Genomic DNA, 19,058 nt, shown 5'->3' with positions numbered 1-19,058 from the left:
TTGCGCGCAAAGGAGTCGCCGCGATGCGCGTGCTGCTGGTGGAAGACGACGAAATGATCGGGCGCAGCCTGAAGCAGGCGCTGGAGGGCGCGGGCTGGTCGGCCGATTGGGTGCGCGACGGCGAGCTGGCGCAAAGCGCCCTCGGCGACGGCGGCTACACCTGCGTGCTGCTCGACCTGGGCCTGCCCCGGCAGGACGGCACCGTGGTGCTGCGCCGCACGCGCGAACGCGGCGACGCCACGCCCGTGCTGGTGCTCACCGCGCGCGACGGCCTGGACGACCGCATCCACAGCCTGGACCTCGGCGCCGACGACTACCTGCTCAAGCCCTTCGAGTTCCGCGAGCTGCTCGCGCGCATGCGGGCCGTGGTGCGCCGCCGCGACGGCGCAGCGCATTCGCTGATTGGCACTGCCGCGCTGCGGCTGGACCTCACGACGCGCGAGGTGGCGGTGAACGGCGCGCGCGAGGTGCTCACTGCGCGCGAATTCGCGCTGCTGCATGCACTGCTGGAGCGGCCCGGCGCCATCCTCTCGCGCGAGCAGCTCGAGAACCGCATCTACGGCTGGGGCGACGAAGTGACCAGCAACGCGATCGACGTGCTGATCCACGGCATGCGCCGCAAGCTCGGCGCCGACGCGATTCGCAACGTGCGCGGCCTCGGTTGGCGAGTGGCTGCATGACCGGTGCCCACCGCTGGTGGCGCCCGCGTTCGCTGCGCACCCAGCTGCTGCTGTGGCTGGTCACCCTGCATGTGGTGGCGGCAGTGCTCACGGCGTGGTTCTCTTTTCTGGCCTACGGCAATCTCGTTCACAACGCCCTCGACGACCAGATGCGGCTCGTGGCCGAGTCGTACGCGGGCAACGATCCGCCCAAGACCCCGCGCGCGATGGATGGCGAGGCTGCGTTCTCGCGCGGCGCGTTCGTGGTGCAGCTGTGGAGTGCCGACGGCGCCGCCTTGCGCGCGAGTTCGTGGCCCGCGCTGTCGGTGCCGCTGCAGCCCGGCACCGGCTTTCGCGACGTGCGCGGGGAAGGGCCCGCGCATTCGCGCTGGCGCGTGTTCACGGCCGAGCCCGCGCCGCACGCCGACGCGCCGCGCGTGCAGGTGCTGCAGAACGAGGACTACCGCCATCGCCGCGCGCTGCGCCGCGCCCTGCTCGAAGGCCTGCCGATCGCCCTGCTGCTGCCGGCGGCGCTGCTGGTGCTGTGGCTCATCGTGTCGGCCGCCTCGCGCTCGCTGCGGGGCGTGGCGCGCGACGTGGCTTCGCAGGACGAGCGCCGCCCGACCGAGCTGTCGTTGGCGCGCGTGCCCGACGAGATCGCGCCGCTGGTGGGCGCTTTCAACCACCTGCTGTCGCGCGTGCGCAGCGCCTTCGCCACGCAGCGGCGCTTCGTGCAGGACGCAGCGCACGAGCTGCGCACGCCGATGGCCGCCATTGGCCTGCAGATCGAGAACCTGCGCGCGCACGTGCCGGCCGGCGAAGCCACCGAGCGATTCAACCAGCTCGAAGCCGGCGTGACGCGCGCGCAGCATCTGATCGCGCAATTGCTTCAACTGTCGCGGCAGGACGCGCCGCCGTCGGATGCGCTGGGCGAGCGCGTCGACATCGAGACGCTGCTGCGCGACAGCCTGGGCCAGCGCATGGTGCTCGCCGACGCGCGGCGCATCGACGTGGGCTTTGAAGGTCTCACCAGTGCCGTCGTCACCGCGCCCGCCGCCGAACTGCACAGCGTGTTCGACAACCTGATCGACAACGCGCTGCGCTGCGCGCCCGAAGGCGGCGTGGTCGATGTGCGGCTGCACCAGGTCGAGGGGCAGGCGGTGGTCGATGTGCTCGACAACGGACCCGGCATTCCGCCGGCCGAGCTCGAGCGTGTGTTCGATCGCTTCTTTCGCATGCCGGGCGCGGCGGCGGGCGGCAGCGGGCTGGGCCTGGCGATTGCGCGCACGGCGGCCGAGCGGCACGGGCTGCGCATCGAACTGCGCAACCGCGACGACGGGCCGGGGCTGAGGGCGCGGGTGCTGCTGCCGGCATAGAGGGCGCGGCGGTGCTCACGCCCACCTCATTCTTCGCTCACGCTGGCCTCAGTCAGCCTGCCTAGAGTGGCTGCAGGTCCTGCCGCGCGGTCCGCGCGACGGCATGTGACCGGAGACAACCTGCCCTCAGGAGAACACACCATGCGCACTTCGTTCCGACTTCTTGCCGTTGCTTCCTTCGCCGCGTTCGCGGCCCTGGGTACGGTCAATGCATCCGCCGAAACCACCGATGGTTCGGACTTCCATCCGCTGCAGATGAATTCGCCGGAGAACCCGGACGTGCAGGCCGGCGCGATGGCGGCGGCACGTCCGAGCGGCACGGAGCCGATCGGCCAGTCGACGTCGGCGCCGGCAGTCAGTGCGATGACGCCGGTGTCCGACATCCAGGCCGGCGCTTATGCGGCGTCGCACCCGACGGGCACGGAGCCCATCGGGCAATCGACTTCACTGCCGATGGTGAAGTCGGGCAGCGGAAGCTGAGTCCGCTGCCAAAGGCTCATCAGCTCAGTCGTCGTTGCTGCTGAGCAGTGCGCGGTAGATCACCGCGCCGATGATCGCGCCCGCGATCGGGGCGACCCAGAACAGCCACAGTTCGGACACCGCGTACGACGGGCCGAACAGGGCCGGGCCGGTGCTGCGCGCCGGGTTCACCGAGGTGTTGGTCACGGGGATCGACACCAGGTGGATCAGCGTCAGGCACAGGCCGATGGCCATGCCCGCGAAGCCGGCGGCCGCGCGCTTGGCGGTGGCGCCGAGGATCACGATCAGGAACACGGCGGTCATCACCACTTCGCTGATGAGGGCGGCCGTCATGCCGTACTTGCCGGGCGAGTGCTCGCCGTAGCCGTTGGTGGCAAAGCCGCCGATGTCCGCGCCCGGCTTGCCGGTGGCAATCAGGTACAGCACGCCAGCCGCCGCGATGGCGCCCAGCACCTGCGACACGATGTAGCCCGGCAGCTGCCCGGCCTTGAAGCGGCCTGCGGCGGCCAGGCCGATCGACACGGCCGGATTGAAGTGGCCGCCCGAGATCGGACCGAGCGCATAGGCGCCAGTGACCACCGTCAAACCGAAGGCCAGCGAGACGCCGAGCAGGCCGATGCCGACGCCCGGAAAGGCCGCTGCCAGAACTGCGCTTCCGCAGCCTCCGAGCGTGAGCCAGAAAGTACCAATGAATTCTGCAGACCACTTTTTGTAGGTACTGTGTTCCATAACGCTCCATCCTGAAGTTGAGAAAGCGCGTGCGGCGGGGGCCGAGCGCGGGCGCATTCTAGGAACGGGAAATGAAGGCGTCGAGCAAACCGGTGCACGTATCGGCAACTGTTCACGATTGGCGTGGATTTGTGCCCTGCAGCATCTGCACCTGCGTGAAGCATCACATGGTCACGACGACCTTGCCGAACGCACCGCGTTCCAGATGGTCGAGCGCGGCAGGCAGCGCATCGAAGCCATAGCGCGCCGCGATCACCGGCTTCAGTGCATTGGCATCGACCGCGCGCACGAGGTCTTCGAGCGCACGCCGATGGCCGACGCCGATGCCTTGCGCCGTCACGCGGCCGAGCACCATCGCGTAGAACGACGCGCTCAGCGTGTCGCCGCCGAGCATGCCGATGATCGACACGCGCCCGCCCTGTTTCACGGCCTGCAGCGAGCGGTCGAGGTCGGGGCCGCTCGACAGTTCGAGCACGTGGTCGGCGCCGCGCCCGCGCGTGAGCCGGCGCACCTCGGCGGGCCAGTCGCTGTCGCGCGCCAGCACGTGCGTGGCGCCGAGTGCGCGCGCGGCGGCCTGCTTGTTGGCGCTGCCCGTGACCACGATGGCCTGCGCGCCATGCAGCCGCGCGAGCTGCAGACCGAACAGCGCCACGCCACCGGTGCCGTGGACCAGCACCGTCTCGCCTGCGCGCAGGGCGCCGGTTTCGACCAGCGCGAACCACGCCGTGAGGCCGGCACACGGCAGCGTGCTCGCCTCTTCGAGGCTCAGCGTGGCGGGCGCGGCCACGGCCCAGTTCGCGTCGATGCACACGTGCGACGCCAGCATGCCGGGCCCGGGGCCGCCGAGCAGCGTGGTGTCGGCGTGCCAGTGGCTGTCGATCCAGCCGCCCCAGAAGGTGTTGATCACGCGGTCGCCCACAGCGAAGCGGCGCACGCCCGGGCCCACGGCCACCACGGTGCCCGCCATGTCCGAGCCGGGCGTGAAAGGCAGGTCGAGCGCCATGCCCATGCCGTCGCGCACCATGAGCAGGTCGCGGTAGTTGAGCGCCACCGCGCCCACGCGCACGAGGATCTGGCCTGTGCCCGGCGAGGGCATCGGCGTGTTCGCCTGTTCGAGGTGGGCGCGGCCCAGTGTCGGAAGCTGCCAGCGGCGCAGCACGTCGGGTTCTTGCATCGGAAAGGCTCCATCGGAAAGGATCGGCCTCGATGCTATTGACGATCAAATAGATTCGGTGGTGGATAATTTTCCGAATAATGGTGCTTGAAAGTATCCAATGAGCCAACGCCTGCAAGGCATCGAGGAGTTCGTCGCGGCGGTGGAAGCGGGCAGCTTCGCGCTCGCCGCGCAGCGCCTGCACGTCACCCGTTCGGCCGTCGCCAAGAGCATCGCGCGGCTCGAGGCGCGGCTTGATACGCGCCTGTTCCTGCGCACCACCCGCAGCCAGAGCCTCACCGAGGAAGGGCACGGCTACTACGAGCGCTGCCGCCGCGCGCTGGCCGAACTGGACGCAGCCGAGGCGCTCACCGACGCCGCGCGCCACACGGCCGCCGGCCTCGTGCGCCTGAGCATGCCGGCGATGCTCGGGCGGCTCAAGGTCGGGCCGCTGCTGCTGGCCCTGGCGCGCCAGCATCCGCGGCTGTCGCTGGAGCTGGCTTTCAACGACCGGCGCGTCGACCTCGTCGAAGAAGGGCTCGACCTGGCCATCCGCAGCGGCGAGCTCGACGACAGCGCCGGTCTCGTGGCGCGGCCGGTCGGCGTGCAGTGGATGCTGCTGTGCGCGGCGCCCGCGTACCTGGCCGCGCGCGGCCATCCGCGCGACCTTGCTGCGCTGGTCGCGCCGCACGAGGCCGTGTACTACGCCCGCGACGGGCAGGTCTCGCCCTGGCGCTTTCACCAAGGCGCAACGGTGGTCGAGACGGCCCTGCCGTCGCGCCTGCGTTGCGACAGCGCCGAGGTGCTGCTGGAGGCCGCCATCGGCGGCATGGGTCTGGCGCGGCTGCCGGCCTGGCTGGCGGCCGACGCGCTCGCGGCCGGCACGCTGGTGCGCGTGTTCGAGGAGCCGGAGCCCTTCGGTTTTCCGCTGCACGTGATCCGTACGCCGAGCCGCTACCTGCCGCTGAAGACGCGCGTGGTGATCGATTGGCTGGTGGCGCACCTGCCGCCGCTGCTGGCGGCGCGGTGAGCCCGCCGACGCAGGCGGGCGCTATCCTGCGCCTTCACCCCATGTCGAACAACGAGGAGATCCGCATGCCTTCATCCGCCCCGCGACACCCCGCGAGCGCCCTGGCCTTCGCCTGCCTGGGAGCGGCGTTCCTGCTCGGGGCATCGCATGCCGCCGCGCAGGGCACCGTCAACGCGCTGTGCAGCACCGACGCGGGCTGGTGCGAGGCGGCCGCCACGGCCTTCACGCGCGAGACCGGCATCAAGGTGCAGCAGGCCCACAAGGGCACGGGCGAGATCGGTGCGCAGCTGCGCGCCGAAGCTGCCAACCCCAAGACCGACATCTGGTGGGGCGGCACCGGCGACCCGTTCCTGCAGGCCGCCGAACAAGGCCTGCTTGATCCGTATCGCCCGGCCTACATCAACGACCTGCACGACTGGTCGGTGCGCCAGTACGCCATGTCGCAGAACATGGTGGGCGGCTTCTACACGAGCGCCATGGGCTTCGGCTTCAACACCGACCTGCTGAAGAAAAAGAAGCTCGCCGAACCCAAGTGCTGGGCCGACCTCATCAAGCCCGAGTACAAGGGCGAGATCGAGATCTCGCACCCCGCCACCAGCGGCACCGCCTACACCGTCATCGCGGGGCTGGTGCAGCAGATGGGCGAGGAGCCCGCGTTCGACTACCTGAAGAAGCTGCACAGGAACGTGACCAGCTACACGCGCAGCGGCCAGGCGCAGGCGCCCAACGTGGCCAAGGGCGAGGTGGCGATCGGCGTGAGCTTCATCTTCGGCTTCGAGCGCTGGCGGCACGACAAATTTCCGGTGAAGACTGCCGCGCCCTGCGAAGGCACGGGCTTCGAGATCGGCGGCATCGCGCTCGTGAAGGGCGCGCGCAACAAGGAGAACGCCAGGCGCTACTACGACTGGCTCATGAGCCCTGCGGGCCAGTCCATCGGCGCCAGGGCCGGCAGTCTGCAGTCGCCCGCCAACAAGACCTTCAAGCCCGACCCCCGCATTCCGTCGATGGAGAGCGTGAAGCTCATCAAGTACGACTTCGAGAAGTACGGCAAGGCGGCCGAGCGCAAGCGGCTCATCGACCGCTGGACGCGCGAGGTCGAATCCCAGCCACGCTGAAAATCGCGGCGTGCAGCCGACAGCCGTGTGACAAAGTTCGCCCGGCCTTGCACTCGTTGTTTTTTGGCGCGACAACCCCAGTTCATACAGTTGGCAAGGCCGCTGCCCCGCCCGCGGGCAGCTCGCCTTAGAATTTTTTGGCTTCGATCCCTTTCTTTCCCATGGCTGATTCTTCCAATACCAAACTCCCGTTCCAGGCTGAAGTCGCGCAACTGCTGCACCTCGTCACGCATGCGCTGTACTCCAACAAGGAAATCTTCCTGCGCGAGCTGATCTCGAATGCGTCCGACGCGTGCGACAAGCTGCGCTTCGAGGCGCTCGACCATCCCGAGCTCTACGAAGACCAGCCCGAGCTCGACGTGCGCCTGTCGTTCGACAAGGCCGCCCGCACCCTCACCCTCACCGACAAGGGCATCGGCCTGTCGCGCCAGGAAGCCATCGACAACCTCGGCACCATCGCCAAGAGTGGTACCAAAGACTTCATGAGCCGCCTGAGCGGCGACCAGAAGGCCGACGCACAGCTCATCGGCCAGTTCGGCGTGGGCTTCTACTCGGGCTTCATCGTGGCCGACAAGATCACGGTCGAGTCGCGCCGCGCCGGCCTGCCCGCCGACCAGGGCGTGCGCTGGGTCAGCGGCGGCGCCGGCGACTTCGAGGTGGCCGACATCACGCGCGCCGCGCGCGGCACCAGCATCACGCTGCACCTGCGCGACGATGCCGACGAGTACCTCAACGCCTGGAAGCTCAAGCAGATCGTCGGCAAGTACTCCGACCACATCTCCCTGCCCATCCTGATGGAAAAGGAAGAGTGGAAAGACGGCGAGAACGACCAGCCCGGCGACATGGTGAAGACCGGCGAGTGGGAAACGGTGAACAAGGCCAACGCCCTGTGGAGCCGTCCCAAGAAGGACATCACCGCCGAGCAGTACGAAGAGTTCTACAAGAGCATCAGCCACGATTTCGAGGCGCCGCTGGCCTGGAGCCACAACCGCGTGGAAGGCAGCACCGAGTACACGCAACTGCTGTACATCCCGGCCAAGGCCCCCTTCGACCTGTGGAACCGCGACAAGAGCGCCGGCGTCAAGCTGTACGTCAAGCGCGTCTTCATCATGGACGACGCCGAGGCGCTGCTGCCCAACTACCTGCGCTTCGTGAAGGGCGTGATCGATTCGGCCGACCTGCCGCTGAACGTGAGCCGCGAGCTGCTGCAGGAAAGCCGCGACGTGAAGGCCATCCGCGAAGGCAGCACCAAGCGCGTGCTGTCGATGCTCGAAGACCTGGCGAAGAGGCAGAAGACCGCGCCCGACAGCGTCGAGGGCAAGATCGACGTGGGTTCGGGCGAATCGGTGCCGGCCCCCGAGCCGACCGAAGGCCTGAACGATGTCAGCGACGTGGTCGACAAGAACACGCCCACCGCCGCCGAAACCGCCGCCGCGGCCGCCGACGAATCGGGCAAGTACGCCAAGTTCTACGCCGAGTTCGGCGCGGTGCTGAAGGAAGGCCTGGGCGAGGACATGGGCAACCGCGACCGCATCGCCAAGCTGCTGCGCTTTGCTTCCACCACGAGCGACGTCGCGAGCGTGAGCTTCGCCGACTACAAGGCGCGCATGAAGGACGGCCAGGACGCCATCTACTACATCACGGCCGACAACCTCGCCGCCGCGAAGAACAGCCCGCAGCTCGAAGTCTTCAAGAAGAAGGGCATCGAGGTGCTGCTCATGACCGACCGCGTCGACGAGTGGGCGCTGAACTACCTGAGCGAGTTCGACGGCACGCCGCTGCAAAGCGTGGCCAAGGGCGCGGTCGACCTGGGCAAGCTGCAGGACGAAGCCGAGAAGAAGGCCGCCGAGGAAGCCGCCGAGTCGTTCAAGCCGCTGCTCGAGAAGCTGAAGGAGGCGCTCAAGGACAAGGCCGAAGACGTGCGCGTGACCACGCGCCTGGTCGACTCGCCCGCCTGCCTCGTGGTGGAAGACGGCGGCATGAGCACGCAGCTCGCGCGCATGCTCAAGCAGGCCGGCCAGCCTGCGCCCGACCTCAAGCCCGTGCTCGAAGTCAACGCCGAGCACCCGCTGGTGAAGAAGCTCGAAGGCTCCGCGCATTTCGACGACCTTGCGAACATCCTGTTCGACCAGGCGCTGCTGGCCGAAGGTGGCCTGCCGGCCGACCCTGCGGCCTACGTGAGGCGCGTCAACGCGCTGCTGGTGTGAACGCCCGGCCGCGCATCGTTCGTCGCGCAGCGGTCGCCAGCTCGGCGCTGCTGTCGTTGCTTCTGGTGGGCGGCTGTTCGCACTATCACATCGGCATTCCGCTGGTGCCCGGGCTCTCGCTCGGGCTCGGCGCCACGAAGGACGGCAATTTTTCCGTCGGCCTGAACACCGGCTGGGGCCCGCTCGGCGCGGGCGTGGCGCTGCACGACAACGGCGCCGTCACCGGCTCGGCCAGTGTCGGCGTGGGGGTCGGCGTCGGGCCGGTCGGCACCGGCGTTGGGGTCGGAAAGAGCGTGGTGCTGCACAACCCGTACGAGACGGCCCCCGCGCCCGGGCAGGTGGTGCCTGCTGCGGCATCGGGCACGCCCGTCACCGTCACCAAGGCCGGCATCACGCGACCCATCGCCCGGCCGCCGGAAGCTGCAGCCGCATCCGTGCCAGCGGCACGCGTGTCCTACCGCCCCTCCGCTGCGAAAACAGCGGTCGTGGCCGGGGAAGCAGGCACGCCCGGCAACCCCATCGCGCCCTGACGGGCACGCGGCCGGCGCTCAGCGCGCCGCCTCGTCGTCGGTCGGCAGGAAGGCGTTGCCTGGCGTCAGCGGCGCATGGCGGTAGCTGGCTGGCGTGCGGCTGAGCTTCACGGGCGCGCCGATGCCGCGGTAGCCGCCTTCCATTTCCACCACCATCTCGCGGTGCAGCGTGTGCGGGTGCTGCAGCGCGGCAGCCACGGGCAGCACGGGGGCGGCGGGCACGCCGGCGGCCATCAGCTGGTCGACCAGCGTGCGACCGTCGAAGGCGGCGAGTGCAGCTTCGAGCTGCTGCTTGAGGCCGTCGCGGTGGATGGAGCGTGCGCCGGCCGTGGCGTACAGCGGGTCGTCGGCCAGCGCGGGCAGGCCGATGCAGCGGCAGAAGCTTGCAAACTGGCGGTCGTTGCCCACGGCCACGAAGACCGGGTCGGTGCCGGTGGCCAGTGCGTCGTAGGGATAGATGTTCGGGTGCGCGTTGCCGGTGCGGCGCGGCGCCGTGCCGTCCATGAACCAGTTGGCCGCGTGCGGATGCAGCAGCGAGAGGCCGCTGTCGTACAGCGCCGCTTCGACGAACTGGCCGCGTCCGCTGCGGTTTCGCTCCTGCAGCGCGAGCAGCACCCCGATCACCGCGTTCAGGCCCGTCACCATGTCGACCACCGGCAGGCCCACGCGCAGCGGTCCGCCGTCGGCTTCGCCGTTGATGCTCATGATGCCGGTCATGGCCTGCACCGCGGCGTCGTAGCCGGGCAGCGCACCCAGCGGGCCGTCGGCACCGAAGCCCGACACGCGGCACCACACCAGGCGCGGAAAGCGCTGCGACAGTGTCTCGTAGCCGATGCCCCAGCGTTCCATCGTGCCGGTCTTGAAGTTCTCGATCAGCACGTCGGCCTCGGCCACCAGTGCCAGCAGCGCCTCGCGGCCTTCCTCGGTCGAGAAGTCCAGGTGCTGCACGCGCTTGTTGCGGTTCAGCCCGTGGTAGTACGAAGCCACGCCGTCCTTGAAGGGAGGGCCCCAGGTGCGGGTGTCGTCGCCCTGCGGCGGCTCGACCTTGAGCACGTCGGCGCCGTGGTCGCCCAGGATCTGGCCGCAGTACGGGCCGCCGAGGATGCGCGAGATGTCGAGCACGCGGATGCCCGCGAGGGCGCCGGTCGAAGCGGAAGAAGTCATGGGGTGGGGGCTGGGTCGAGGGAAACAGGCGCGGTGGGCGCGGCGGCGGCGCGCGCCACCAGCTTGAAGGTGCCGGTGGCGATTGCGAGCAACTCGCCCTCGGTGCTGCGTGCCTCGCCGCGCGCGAAGCACAGCGCGCGGCCGCGCCGCTCGCACACGGCGGTGGCGATCACGTCGCCCGCGCAGGGCGCGGTGTAGTGCACGGTGATGTCGACCGTGACCACGCCGTAGGCCGTGGGCGCGTGCGCGCGAACGGCGCTGGCGAGCGTGCAGTCGAACAGCACGGCGATCGCGCCGCCGTGCACGTCGCCGCGGCTGTTGGTGCGCTCCGGGTCGTAGGGCATGCGCACGCGCGCCAGGTCGCCGCCGACGGCTTCGCCGCGCAGCGCGAAGCTGCGCGCCATTGGCATCGGCAGGCCGAAGAGAAGGCCGGGCTCTTCGGGCGGCCAGGTGGGCGTGTCGTGTGACATGGGGCTTGCAGTCTTCAGGGTCAGTCGAGCAGGCCGCGCTGGCGCAGCCGTGCCACGCGATCTTTCTCGCGCGCGGTCGCGGCCAGGGCATAGCGGCGGTACTGCTCGGGGTCCATCGCGTTGGCCTGCTGGTTGAGCTGTTCCAGCACGCGCAGGCTGGCGGGCGACGTGAGCGCCTTGTGGAAGGCATCGTGCACCGTCTTCACGCGGGCTGCGTCCATGCCGGCGGGCCCGGCGATGCCGTAGGGCGAGTCGATGACCGCATCGACGCCTTCGTCGCGCAGCGTGGGAACCTGCGGGTAGCGCTTCACGCGCTGCGGCGTGAGCATGGCGAGGTAGCGCATCTTGCCGGCCTCGATGTGGGGCACGGCCACGCCCGACAGCGGCGCGGCGTCGATGTGGCCGCCCAGGATGGCGTTGGTGACTTCGGCGTCGCCCTTGAAGGGCACCATGTTGAACTGCACCTTGGCCGCGTCGGCGGCCTCGTCCATCACGATGCGCGGGGTGCCCACCGCGCCGGTGGCGCCGATGTTGATCTTGCCGGGGCGGCGTGCGGCGTCGGCCGCGAAGTCCTTCCAGGTCTTCCACGGCGCATCGGCCTTCACGGCGAGGCCGAAGGTGTAGTCGGACAGCATGACCACGTACGAGAAGCTGCGCGCCGGATCGAAGGCCACCTTGTTGATGAAGGGCTCGCGGTACACCGAGGCCGGCAGCACGGCCAGCGTGTAGCCGTCGGGCGCGGCGCGCACCAGCGCGGCGGCGCCGTTGGTGCCGCTGGCGCCGGGGCGGTTGTCGAGCACCACGGGCTGGCTGAGGACCTTGCCGGCCTCCTCGGCCACGGTGCGCAGGTGCTGGTCGGTGGGGCCGCCTGCGCCGTAGGGAACGATCAGCGTCACGGGACGCTGGGGATAAGTCTCTGCGATCGCGGGGCCGGCTGCGAGCAGCGCGGCGGCGACGACCAGGTGTGACAGCTTTTTCATTTTTCTCTTGTCTCCTCTTGGTGGTTGAAATTCAGTCGAGTTGCGCGCCGGCTTTCTTGACGACGTCCTTCCACTTCGCCGTCTCGCTCACGATGAACTGGCCGAGCTTCTGCGGCGAGGTGTCGGCCGATGCTTCGAGGCCTTGGCTGGCGAACATCTGCTTGACCTTCGGCGAGTTCAGCACTTCCGCGAACGCCTGGTTGAGCCTGGTCACGCGGTCGGCGGGCGTGCCGGCGGGCGCGACGATGCCGAAGAACACGCTCACGTCGTAGCCTTTGTTCCCTTGTTCGGCAATCGTCGGCACGTCGGGCAGCGCCTGCGAGCGCGCCGCGGTGGCCACGCCGAGCGCGCGCAGCTTGCCGGTCTTGACGTAGGGCAACGCGGTGAGGATGTCGGTGAAGGTCATGCTGACCTGGTTGCCCAGCAGGTCGTTGAGCGCCGGGCCCGTGCCCTTGTACGGCACGTGCAGCAGGTCGGTGCCGGCCACCGAGTTGAACAGCACGCCCGCCAGGTGCGACGAGGCGCCGTTGCCCGACGAGGCATAGCTGAGCTTGCCCGGGTTGGCCTTGGCGTAGGCGACCAGTTCGGGCACGTTCTTCACCGGCAGGGCCGGGTTCACCACCAGGATGTTCGGCAGGTACCCGACCTGGATCACGGGCGCGAAGCTTTTGGTCGGGTCGTAGCTGATCTTGCGGTACAGGCTGACGTTGATGGCCAGCGGCCCCGAGGTGCCGAACAGCAGCGTGTGGCCGTCGGCCTCGGCGCGCGCCACGTAGTCGGCGCCGATGTTGCCGCCCGCGCCCGCGCGGTTCTCCACGATCATGGGCTGGCCGAGCTTGTCCCGCAGTTCGGCGGCGAGCGTGCGCGCCATCGCGTCGGTCGGGCCGCCGGGTGGGAAAGGCACGACCAGCGTCATCGGCCTGGTCGGGAAGGCGCCGGATTGCGCATGCGCGGCGGGCGTGGCCGCGAGCAGCAGTGCGGCGCAGGCGGTGCCCAGGAGGAGGCTGAGTGGGTGTCGCATGGGTTGGTGTCTCCGTTGTTCTTGAGGAAGGTGGGGCTCAGGCGGTGGTGCGGACGACGGCGTCATGCCAGTCGGCGGGCAGCGCGTCGGGCGCAAGCGGGTCGCGCGGCAGCACGCGGTGCAACAGCACGAGCTGCGCCCAGCGCAGGCGCGCGGCGGACCCGCCGGCCGAGGCCTCCCAGGCCATCGCGGCGGCGCTGGTGCAGTGGTACAGCGCCGATGCGGCCTGGCGCGCGAGCACGTCGCCGCCTTCGCGCGCGGCGGTCTCGGCCAGGGCGCAGGCGCGTGCCATGGTGTCGCGCAGCGCGGCGGCAAAGGCCGGCGTGAGTCCGGTGGCATCGCCGATGAGCTTGTCGACGTGGGCGCGCAGCACGGGCAGCGAGCCTTCGCGCTTCACGGCGCGGATCACGTCCAGCGCGACGATGTTGCTGGTGCCTTCCCAGATCGAGCCCAGGTGCGCGTCGCGCACGAGGCGCGGGTCGCTCCACTCCTCGATGTAGCCGCAGCCGCCGCGCACTTCCATCGCATCGCCCGTGACCCGGCGCGCGTCGCGGCAGGCGCGGAACTTGATGAGCGGCGTGAGGATGCGCAGCAGCGCGTACGCGTCGGGCTCGCCGGCGTCGGAGCGCGCGAGCGCCTGCGCAGTCTGGCAGACCATGGTGCGGGCCTGCTCGGACGGCACGCGCAGCTTGTCGAGCTGGCGCTGCATCAGCGGCATCTGCTCCAGCGCGCGGCCGAAGGCACGGCGCTCGGAGGCGATGTACTCGGCCTCGGCCACCGCGCGACGCATCAGGCCGGCGGAACGCACGCCGTTCGACAGGCGCGAGTTGTTGACCATGTCGGCCATCTGCTGGAAGCCGCGGCCTTCCTCGCCCACGAGGTAGGCCACCGCGCCTTCGAGGCGGATCTCGCCGCTGGCCATCGAGCGCGTGCCCAGCTTGTCCTTGAGCCGGATGATGCGGTAGTGGTTGAGGCTGCCGTCATCGAGCTCGCGCGGCAGCAGGAACAGCGACACGCCCTTCATGCCCGCGGGCGCGTCGTCGGCGCGCGCCAGCACCATCGCAAAGCCGGCATCGGGGTTGGAGCAGAACCACTTGTCGCCGGCCAGGCGCCAGCTGCCGTCGGCCTGGCGCTGCGCGGTGGTGGCGGTGGCGGCGATGTCGGAGCCGGCGGCCTGCTCGGTCATGAACATCGCGCCCTGCGCGAGCTCGTCGAAGTCCAGCGAGGTCAGGCGCGGCAGGTACTTGGCGACCAGCTCGGGCGTGCCGAACTTCTTCAGCGTGCGCGTGAGCGAGTCGGTCATCGAGACCGGGCAGCACAGGCCGAACTCGGCCTGCACGAAGAGGTAGGTCAGCACGTACTTGACCAGCGGCGGCATCTTGCCCTTCCAGCCCAGCGTCTCGTCGCGGTGCGAGAGGGCCGCCAGGCCGAATTCGCTGAGCGCCAGGCGCTCCATCTCGACGTAGGCCGGGTGCTTGATGACCTTCTGCTCGTCGATGCCGGTGCGCGTGCGCTGCTTCAGCGTGGGCGGGTTGCGGTCGGCGGTGCCGGCCAGGTCGTCGAGCAGGCCGCCTGCCAGGTCGCCCAGGCGCTCGAAGTGCGGGCGCATGTGGGTGCGCAGGGCCTCGGGCAGGTACAGCGCGAGCAGCGTGTGCAGCTCGGTGTCGGCGGTGAAGAGGTTCTGGCCATGGCGATCGGGGATCGGGTGCGCGGCGGCTGTGGCAGCGGAAGCAGCGGGTGTGGGCATGCGGGCGTCTCCTGTTTCGCCGCATTGTTGGGTGGTCAACGATCCGTGTCTAATATCGATTTGGTCTTGTACGATTTGATTTAACTATTCATGGAACTGCGGCACCTGCGCTACTTCTCCGTGCTCGCCGAAGAGCTGCACTTCGGGCGTGCCGCGCGGCGGCTGGCGATGTCGCAGCCGCCGCTGTCGGTGGCGATCCGCCAGCTCGAAGACTCGGTGGGCGCGCGCCTGTTCGAGCGCAACAGCAAGGAAGTGCGGCTCACGCCCGCGGGCGAGGCGCTGCGCGTGTCGGCGCGGCGCGTGCTGCTGCAGGCCGAAGAGGCCGCGACGGAGGCGCGCGACGTGGCCACCGGCTCGGCGGGCCGGCTGCGCATCGGCTTCGTCGGCGCCATGCTCTATCGCGGCCTGCCGCCCGCGCTGCGCGCGTTCCAGGCGCGGCACCCGGCCGTGCGCATCACGCTGAGCGAACTCAATTCGGGCGTGCAGATCGCCGAGTTGTTGCACGACCGGCTCGACCTGGGCTTCGTTCACACCAGCCGCATGCCGGCCGAGCTGCAGCATCGCTTGCTGCTGTCGGAGCCCTTCGTGGCCTGCCTGCCCGCGGGCCATGCGCTGGCGCGCAAGCGCGTGCTGGCGCCGGCCGACCTGCGCGCGCAGCCCTTCGTGTTGTTCTCGCGCGAGGCGTCACCTGATTACCACGAGCGCATTTTGTCGATCTGCGCCGACGCGGGCTTCTCGCCCGAAGTGCGCCATGAGGTGCGGCACTGGCTGGCCGTGGTGTCGCTGGTGTCGCAGGGCATGGGTGTGGCGCTGGTGCCGCAGGCGATGCGGCATTCGGCGCTGCGCGGTGCGGTGTTCCGCCCGCTCGACCGCGCGGTGGCGCAGTCGGAGGCCTACGGCGTGTGGCGCGCCGGGCCGGTCAATGTGCTGGTCGAGCGGCTGCTCGAAGGCGTGGCGCAGAGCTTGGCCGCGAACGCCACTCAGTGATCACGCGTACAGCGGCTCCTCGGCCATCTGCTCGCACTGGTCTTCGAGCACGAGGATCTGGCCTTTCCAGTAGTCGCTGGAGCCGAACCACGGGAAGTTGATCGGGAAGATCGGGTCTTCCCAGCGGCGCGCCAGCCAGGCGCTGTAGTGGATGAGCCGCAGCGTGCGCAGCGGCTCGATGAGCGCCAGCTCGCGGCGATCGAATTCGCGGAACTGCTCGTAGCCGTCGAGCAGGCCCGACAGCTGTGCCGTGCGTTGCGCGCGGTCGCCCGACAGCAGCATCCACAGGTCTTGCACCGCGAAGCCCGTGCGCGCGTCGTCCAGGTCGACGAAGTGCGGGCCGCCGCCGGGGCGGTCGGTGGGCGTCCACAGGATGTTGCCGGGGTGCACGTCGCCGTGCAGGCGCAGCTTGCGGGGCTTGAAGTCGGAGGCCGGCGGCTGCAGCGCCAGGGCGGTGGCGCGGACCATGTCCAGCGCCTCGTTGCACATCTTTTCCCAGTCGCGCTGCATGTCGAGCGGGATCTTGTCGTTCTCCAGCAGCCAGTCGCGCGAGTCCAGGCCGAAGGTCTGCAGGTCGAGCGCGGGGCGGGCCTCGAAGGGCTTGGCGCTGCCCACGGTGTGGATGCGCGCCAGGAAACGGCCGACCCATTCGAGCACCTCGAAGTTGTCCAGCTCGGGCGCGCGGCCGCCGCGGTAGGGGCTTACGCTGAAGGCGAAGCCGGCGTGGTGGTGCAGCGTCTTGCCGTCGAAGGCCAGCGGCGGCACGGCCGGCACCTCGCCGGCGGCCAGTTCGAGCGAGAAGCCATGCTCTTCGAGGATCTCGGCCTCGCTCCAGCGGCCAGGGCGGTAGAACTTGACGACGACGGCAGGGTGCGGGGCCGGGTCTTCCAGGTAGACCTGGTACACGCGGTTTTCGTAGGAGTTCAGGCCGGTGAGGCGGCCGTCGCCGTGCAGGCCGAGTGTCGCGAGCGCGTCGAGCACCACGTCGGGCGTGAGGCTCTCGTAAGGATGGGTGTTCGCGGGCGCGACGGAAGAAGGGGTCATGCGGCGATTGTCGCCACACGGGCCCCGTGCCGGTCAGCGTGCGCCCGCTTGTTTGTAAAGCGAGAGGATGTGGCCCGTGCGCGGGTCGCCCTTGCCCGACAGCACCTGCGCGTAGGCCGCCTGCACCGCCTCGCCGCCGTGGTGGTGCTCGGCGTGCAGCCAGGGGTTGCTGGCATCGGTCACCGTGGCCAGGAAGTGGTGCCACGCGGCCACCATGCGCCGGCCGAATTCGTCGGCGCCCCATTCGGCAGTGCGCTTCTTGATCTGCGCCGGCGCAAAGAACAGCGTGGCGCGCGGGCCGGCCAGGGTCTTGCCCGCGCCCTTGGCCGCGAGCTGCTCGACGTGCGTGCCGCCGATCGAGCTGCTGTACTTGAGGTTCGCGAAGCGCTCGTGGATCGCGGTGCGCAGTTCGCCGTTGCCGGCGAAGTCGATATACACGCACGGCGTGTCGGCCGCGAGGCTGTCCAGTGCGTCATAGGTCACCACGCGGTCGTAGCAGCCCAGGCTCTGGCAGAAGCCCACGTTGGCGGGCGACGTGAGGCCGATCACCTCGATGCCTTCGCGCTGGTGCAGCTGGAAGGCCGTGCCGTAGGCCGTCTTGCTCGAGGCGCTCGACAGCAGCATGGTGGTGGCGCCGAAGAAGTCGTTGTCGGCCATGAAGTCGTCGATCAGCCACGAGGTGATGAACAGCGGGCGCAGCAGCGCCTGCAGGTCTTCGGTGTCGGTGGTGTACAGCGGGTCGGCGTTGCAGCGGAAGTACTGGTTGTAGACCGCGGGCAGCTCGGCGCGGTGCGGTGCCGCATCGGTGAAGCGCGCGGGCGAGAGCCGGTCGGGACTGAGCACCGCGCTCGTGGCCATCGGCCAGTAGCCATAGAGCCGTTCGCCCACGGCCACGCCCGGGTGCAGCGACTGCACCACGCTCGCGAAGCCCCACACCGGGATGCTGCCCCAGCCTTCTTCCTCGGAGGGAAAGAACTGCCAGTAGCTCATTGCATCGCCGAACGCGGCGTAGGTGATGTTGTTGGAGGTGAGCGCAAAGCTGTCGATGCGCACGCGCACCTGGCCGTCGGCCAGGGGCCGTTCGGTGGTGTCGGTGTGCAGGCGCGCGGTGGCGAGCTGGTCTTTGCGGATCAGGAGGTGGGTGGTGCTCATGGGGTCGATCTCCACGGGTGTGTGTTGAGGACGGGCGGGCGGGACAGGCGAGACGTGCGGCCACATTAGCCAAGCTTGGTGAAAGGCGCTATCTCGGCGTGCGTTTCGGCGTCACCCGTGAGACAGACATGAAAAAAGCGCCCGGGCTTGTGGCCGGGGCGCCTTGTTTCACGAAACCGTCAGAGCGGAATCAGACGATGGTCAGTTCCACGTCGATGTTGCCGCGGGTGGCGTTCGAATACGGGCAGACCTGGTGAGCGGTGTCGACCAGCAGCTTCTTCTGTGCGTCGTCGAGGCCGGGCAGCGTGATCGCCAGTTGCACCGAGATGCCGTAGGCCGCGCCGCCGTTCGTCGGGCCGAGGGAGACTTTCGAGTCGATGGCGACGTCTTCCGGCACCTTGACGCTGATCTTCGGGCCGACGGCCTTCATGGCGCCGATGAAGCAGGCAGCGTAGCCCACCGCGAACAGCTGTTCGGGGTTGGTGCCGGGCTTGCCCGAACCGGGCGAGCTCAGCTTGACGTCAATGGCGCCATCGCTGGACTTGCCGGCGCCGTCACGGCCGCCGACGGTGTGGGCTTCTGCGGTGTAGAGAACTTTGTCGAGCTTGGTGGTCATGGTGATTTCCTTTGGCTTGGGGTGGTGAAAGGGCTTCCTTGGGAGGCCGGGGAGAACTCGGTGTTTGTGTGTGGATCAGGCGGCTTTGCGGATGCGGTCGCGCAAGGTCTGGATTTGCTGCGTGAGGGCGATCAGCTCGGGCACTGAGCATTCGCTGGCGGCCATGAGGCACTCGGGGACGTTGGCGGCACGGGACTTGAGCTTGCGGCCTGCGGTGGTGAGCGTGATGTGGACGCGGCGCTCGTCTGCAACATCGCGGACGCGGGAGACGTAGCCGTTGGCTTCGAGGCGCTTGAGCAGCGGGGTCAGCGTGCCGGAATCCAGCGAGAGGCGTTCGCCGAGGGCGGAGACGGTGGGGCCGTCTTGCTCCCAGAGGGCGAGCATCACGAGGTATTGGGGGTAGGTGAGCTGGAGCTTTTCGAGCAGCGGCTTGTAGAGGCGGGTCATTGCCAAGGAGGCGGAGTAGACGGCGAAGCAGAGCTGGTTGTCCAGCTTGAGCAGGTCGTCTGTGTTGGGTTTCGTTGGCATGGGCTGAATTGTAGTTCGCAATTCAATTGTGTGCAATGTAGTTGTTTGGGATTGGTTTTGGCGGTTGCTT

Annotated in this window: 19 protein-coding genes; 8 read left to right on the top strand and 11 right to left on the bottom strand. The window is 69.2% G+C overall.

Features of this window, described 5'->3' with window-relative positions; all coding sequences use genetic code 11:
• Positions 1 to 23: 23 nt before the first annotated feature.
• From ASD34_RS10545 to ASD34_RS10535, 3 genes are all read left to right on the top strand, one after another.
• Positions 24 to 680 carry a response regulator gene (locus ASD34_RS10545; protein WP_056576757.1) on the top strand — a complete coding sequence of 219 codons (657 nt, stop codon included), beginning with the start codon at positions 24 to 26 and terminating at the stop codon, positions 678 to 680.
• Positions 677 to 2,035, top strand: a complete 1,359-nt coding sequence (locus ASD34_RS10540; RefSeq protein ID WP_056576755.1) for a sensor histidine kinase — start codon at positions 677 to 679, stop codon at positions 2,033 to 2,035. The genes ASD34_RS10545 and ASD34_RS10540 overlap by 4 nt, the downstream gene beginning before the upstream one ends.
• A 141-nt stretch (positions 2,036 to 2,176) precedes the next feature.
• The gene (locus tag ASD34_RS10535; protein WP_056576752.1) at positions 2,177 to 2,515 is read left to right on the top strand and encodes a hypothetical protein; all 339 of its coding nucleotides are present in this window, start codon (positions 2,177 to 2,179) and stop codon (positions 2,513 to 2,515) included.
• Positions 2,516 to 2,539: 24 nt separating this feature from the next.
• Here the strand turns inward: ASD34_RS10535 and aqpZ are convergent, their stop codons facing one another.
• Positions 2,540 to 3,244 (bottom strand): aquaporin Z, encoded by a 705-nt coding sequence (gene aqpZ, locus ASD34_RS10530; RefSeq protein ID WP_056576749.1) that lies wholly within the window; start codon positions 3,242 to 3,244, stop codon positions 2,540 to 2,542.
• Between the two features lie 163 nt (positions 3,245 to 3,407).
• On the bottom strand, positions 3,408 to 4,418 hold the full coding sequence (locus ASD34_RS10525; RefSeq protein ID WP_056576746.1) for a zinc-dependent alcohol dehydrogenase family protein: 1,011 nt from the start codon (positions 4,416 to 4,418) through the stop codon (positions 3,408 to 3,410).
• Positions 4,419 to 4,518: 100 nt separating this feature from the next.
• Between ASD34_RS10525 and ASD34_RS10520 the strand changes: the two genes are divergently transcribed.
• The 4 genes from ASD34_RS10520 to ASD34_RS10505 all read left to right on the top strand — a co-directional run bounded on the left by ASD34_RS10520 (position 4,519) and on the right by ASD34_RS10505 (position 9,279).
• Positions 4,519 to 5,427: a LysR substrate-binding domain-containing protein gene (locus ASD34_RS10520; RefSeq protein ID WP_056576744.1), complete on the top strand. Its 909-nt coding sequence runs from the start codon at positions 4,519 to 4,521 to the stop codon at positions 5,425 to 5,427.
• A gap of 65 nt (positions 5,428 to 5,492) precedes the next feature.
• Entirely contained in the window at positions 5,493 to 6,542 is a 1,050-nt protein-coding gene (locus ASD34_RS10515) for an ABC transporter substrate-binding protein (protein WP_056577233.1), read from the top strand.
• 161 nt (positions 6,543 to 6,703) lie between these two features.
• Positions 6,704 to 8,749, top strand: a complete 2,046-nt coding sequence (gene htpG, locus ASD34_RS10510; RefSeq protein WP_056576741.1) for a molecular chaperone HtpG — start codon at positions 6,704 to 6,706, stop codon at positions 8,747 to 8,749.
• Entirely contained in the window at positions 8,746 to 9,279 is a 534-nt protein-coding gene (locus tag ASD34_RS10505) for a hypothetical protein (RefSeq protein WP_056576739.1), read from the top strand. Before htpG ends, ASD34_RS10505 begins: the two co-directional genes overlap by 4 nt.
• 18 nt (positions 9,280 to 9,297) lie before the next feature.
• On the opposite strand, the gene ASD34_RS10500 is transcribed toward ASD34_RS10505, so the two are convergent.
• Genes ASD34_RS10500 through ASD34_RS10480 form a run of 5 tightly spaced genes read right to left on the bottom strand, consistent with a single transcriptional unit; the run spans position 9,298 to position 14,661 of the window.
• On the bottom strand, positions 9,298 to 10,443 hold the full coding sequence (locus ASD34_RS10500; protein WP_056576736.1) for a CaiB/BaiF CoA transferase family protein: 1,146 nt from the start codon (positions 10,441 to 10,443) through the stop codon (positions 9,298 to 9,300).
• A complete protein-coding gene (locus ASD34_RS10495; RefSeq protein WP_056576733.1) occupies positions 10,440 to 10,913 on the bottom strand; it encodes a PaaI family thioesterase in 474 nt (157 codons plus the stop codon). The genes ASD34_RS10500 and ASD34_RS10495 overlap by 4 nt, the downstream gene beginning before the upstream one ends.
• A 20-nt stretch (positions 10,914 to 10,933) precedes the next feature.
• Positions 10,934 to 11,893 (bottom strand): tripartite tricarboxylate transporter substrate binding protein, encoded by a 960-nt coding sequence (locus ASD34_RS10490; protein ID WP_056576730.1) that lies wholly within the window; start codon positions 11,891 to 11,893, stop codon positions 10,934 to 10,936.
• A 31-nt stretch (positions 11,894 to 11,924) separates the two neighbouring features.
• Positions 11,925 to 12,914: a Bug family tripartite tricarboxylate transporter substrate binding protein gene (locus ASD34_RS10485; RefSeq protein ID WP_056576727.1), complete on the bottom strand. Its 990-nt coding sequence runs from the start codon at positions 12,912 to 12,914 to the stop codon at positions 11,925 to 11,927.
• A gap of 37 nt (positions 12,915 to 12,951) precedes the next feature.
• Complete coding sequence (locus tag ASD34_RS10480) at positions 12,952 to 14,661, bottom strand: acyl-CoA dehydrogenase family protein (protein WP_056576724.1); 1,710 nt, start codon at positions 14,659 to 14,661, stop codon at positions 12,952 to 12,954.
• Positions 14,662 to 14,751: 90 nt separating this feature from the next.
• On the opposite strand from ASD34_RS10480, the gene ASD34_RS10475 reads away from it, so the two are divergent.
• On the top strand, positions 14,752 to 15,648 hold the full coding sequence (locus ASD34_RS10475) for a LysR family transcriptional regulator (RefSeq protein WP_056576722.1): 897 nt from the start codon (positions 14,752 to 14,754) through the stop codon (positions 15,646 to 15,648).
• Here the strand turns inward: ASD34_RS10475 and ASD34_RS10470 are convergent, their stop codons facing one another.
• The 4 genes from ASD34_RS10470 to ASD34_RS10455 all read right to left on the bottom strand — a co-directional run bounded on the left by ASD34_RS10470 (position 15,649) and on the right by ASD34_RS10455 (position 18,988).
• Positions 15,649 to 16,692 carry a serine/threonine protein kinase gene (locus ASD34_RS10470; RefSeq protein WP_056576719.1) on the bottom strand — a complete coding sequence of 348 codons (1,044 nt, stop codon included), beginning with the start codon at positions 16,690 to 16,692 and terminating at the stop codon, positions 15,649 to 15,651.
• Positions 16,693 to 16,725: 33 nt separating this feature from the next.
• Positions 16,726 to 17,844: a DUF2855 family protein gene (locus tag ASD34_RS10465; RefSeq protein WP_157609673.1), complete on the bottom strand. Its 1,119-nt coding sequence runs from the start codon at positions 17,842 to 17,844 to the stop codon at positions 16,726 to 16,728.
• Between the two features lie 190 nt (positions 17,845 to 18,034).
• Positions 18,035 to 18,460, bottom strand: a complete 426-nt coding sequence (locus tag ASD34_RS10460) for an organic hydroperoxide resistance protein (RefSeq protein WP_056576713.1) — start codon at positions 18,458 to 18,460, stop codon at positions 18,035 to 18,037.
• 75 nt (positions 18,461 to 18,535) lie between these two features.
• On the bottom strand, positions 18,536 to 18,988 hold the full coding sequence (locus ASD34_RS10455) for a MarR family winged helix-turn-helix transcriptional regulator (RefSeq protein WP_056576710.1): 453 nt from the start codon (positions 18,986 to 18,988) through the stop codon (positions 18,536 to 18,538).
• Positions 18,989 to 19,058: the final 70 nt, after the last annotated feature.

Source organism: Variovorax sp. Root473, from assembly GCF_001426505.1.
Lineage (GTDB): Bacteria > Pseudomonadota > Gammaproteobacteria > Burkholderiales > Burkholderiaceae_C > Variovorax.
The sequence above is the reverse complement of the archived record's forward strand: the minus strand, read 5'-3'. Positions and strand labels throughout refer to the sequence as shown.

Bases quoted from the DNA above. Each gene is read 5' to 3' on its own strand.
- ASD34_RS10545 (WP_056576757.1), top strand. From the start codon at position 24: ATGCGCGTGCTGCTGGTGGAAGACGACGAAATGATCGGGCGCAGCCTG.
- ASD34_RS10540 (WP_056576755.1), top strand. From the start codon at position 677: ATGACCGGTGCCCACCGCTGGTGGCGCCCGCGTTCGCTGCGCACCCAG.
- ASD34_RS10535 (WP_056576752.1), top strand. From the start codon at position 2,177: ATGCGCACTTCGTTCCGACTTCTTGCCGTTGCTTCCTTCGCCGCGTTC.
- aqpZ (WP_056576749.1), bottom strand. From the start codon at position 3,244: ATGGAACACAGTACCTACAAAAAGTGGTCTGCAGAATTCATTGGTACT.
- ASD34_RS10525 (WP_056576746.1), bottom strand. From the start codon at position 4,418: ATGCAAGAACCCGACGTGCTGCGCCGCTGGCAGCTTCCGACACTGGGC.
- ASD34_RS10520 (WP_056576744.1), top strand. From the start codon at position 4,519: ATGAGCCAACGCCTGCAAGGCATCGAGGAGTTCGTCGCGGCGGTGGAA.
- ASD34_RS10515 (WP_056577233.1), top strand. From the start codon at position 5,493: ATGCCTTCATCCGCCCCGCGACACCCCGCGAGCGCCCTGGCCTTCGCC.
- htpG (WP_056576741.1), top strand. From the start codon at position 6,704: ATGGCTGATTCTTCCAATACCAAACTCCCGTTCCAGGCTGAAGTCGCG.
- ASD34_RS10500 (WP_056576736.1), bottom strand. From the start codon at position 10,443: ATGACTTCTTCCGCTTCGACCGGCGCCCTCGCGGGCATCCGCGTGCTC.
- ASD34_RS10495 (WP_056576733.1), bottom strand. From the start codon at position 10,913: ATGTCACACGACACGCCCACCTGGCCGCCCGAAGAGCCCGGCCTTCTC.
- ASD34_RS10490 (WP_056576730.1), bottom strand. From the start codon at position 11,893: ATGAAAAAGCTGTCACACCTGGTCGTCGCCGCCGCGCTGCTCGCAGCC.
- ASD34_RS10485 (WP_056576727.1), bottom strand. From the start codon at position 12,914: ATGCGACACCCACTCAGCCTCCTCCTGGGCACCGCCTGCGCCGCACTG.
- ASD34_RS10480 (WP_056576724.1), bottom strand. From the start codon at position 14,661: ATGCCCACACCCGCTGCTTCCGCTGCCACAGCCGCCGCGCACCCGATC.
- ASD34_RS10475 (WP_056576722.1), top strand. From the start codon at position 14,752: ATGGAACTGCGGCACCTGCGCTACTTCTCCGTGCTCGCCGAAGAGCTG.
- ASD34_RS10470 (WP_056576719.1), bottom strand. From the start codon at position 16,692: ATGACCCCTTCTTCCGTCGCGCCCGCGAACACCCATCCTTACGAGAGC.
- ASD34_RS10465 (WP_157609673.1), bottom strand. From the start codon at position 17,844: ATGAGCACCACCCACCTCCTGATCCGCAAAGACCAGCTCGCCACCGCG.
- ASD34_RS10460 (WP_056576713.1), bottom strand. From the start codon at position 18,460: ATGACCACCAAGCTCGACAAAGTTCTCTACACCGCAGAAGCCCACACC.
- ASD34_RS10455 (WP_056576710.1), bottom strand. From the start codon at position 18,988: ATGCCAACGAAACCCAACACAGACGACCTGCTCAAGCTGGACAACCAG.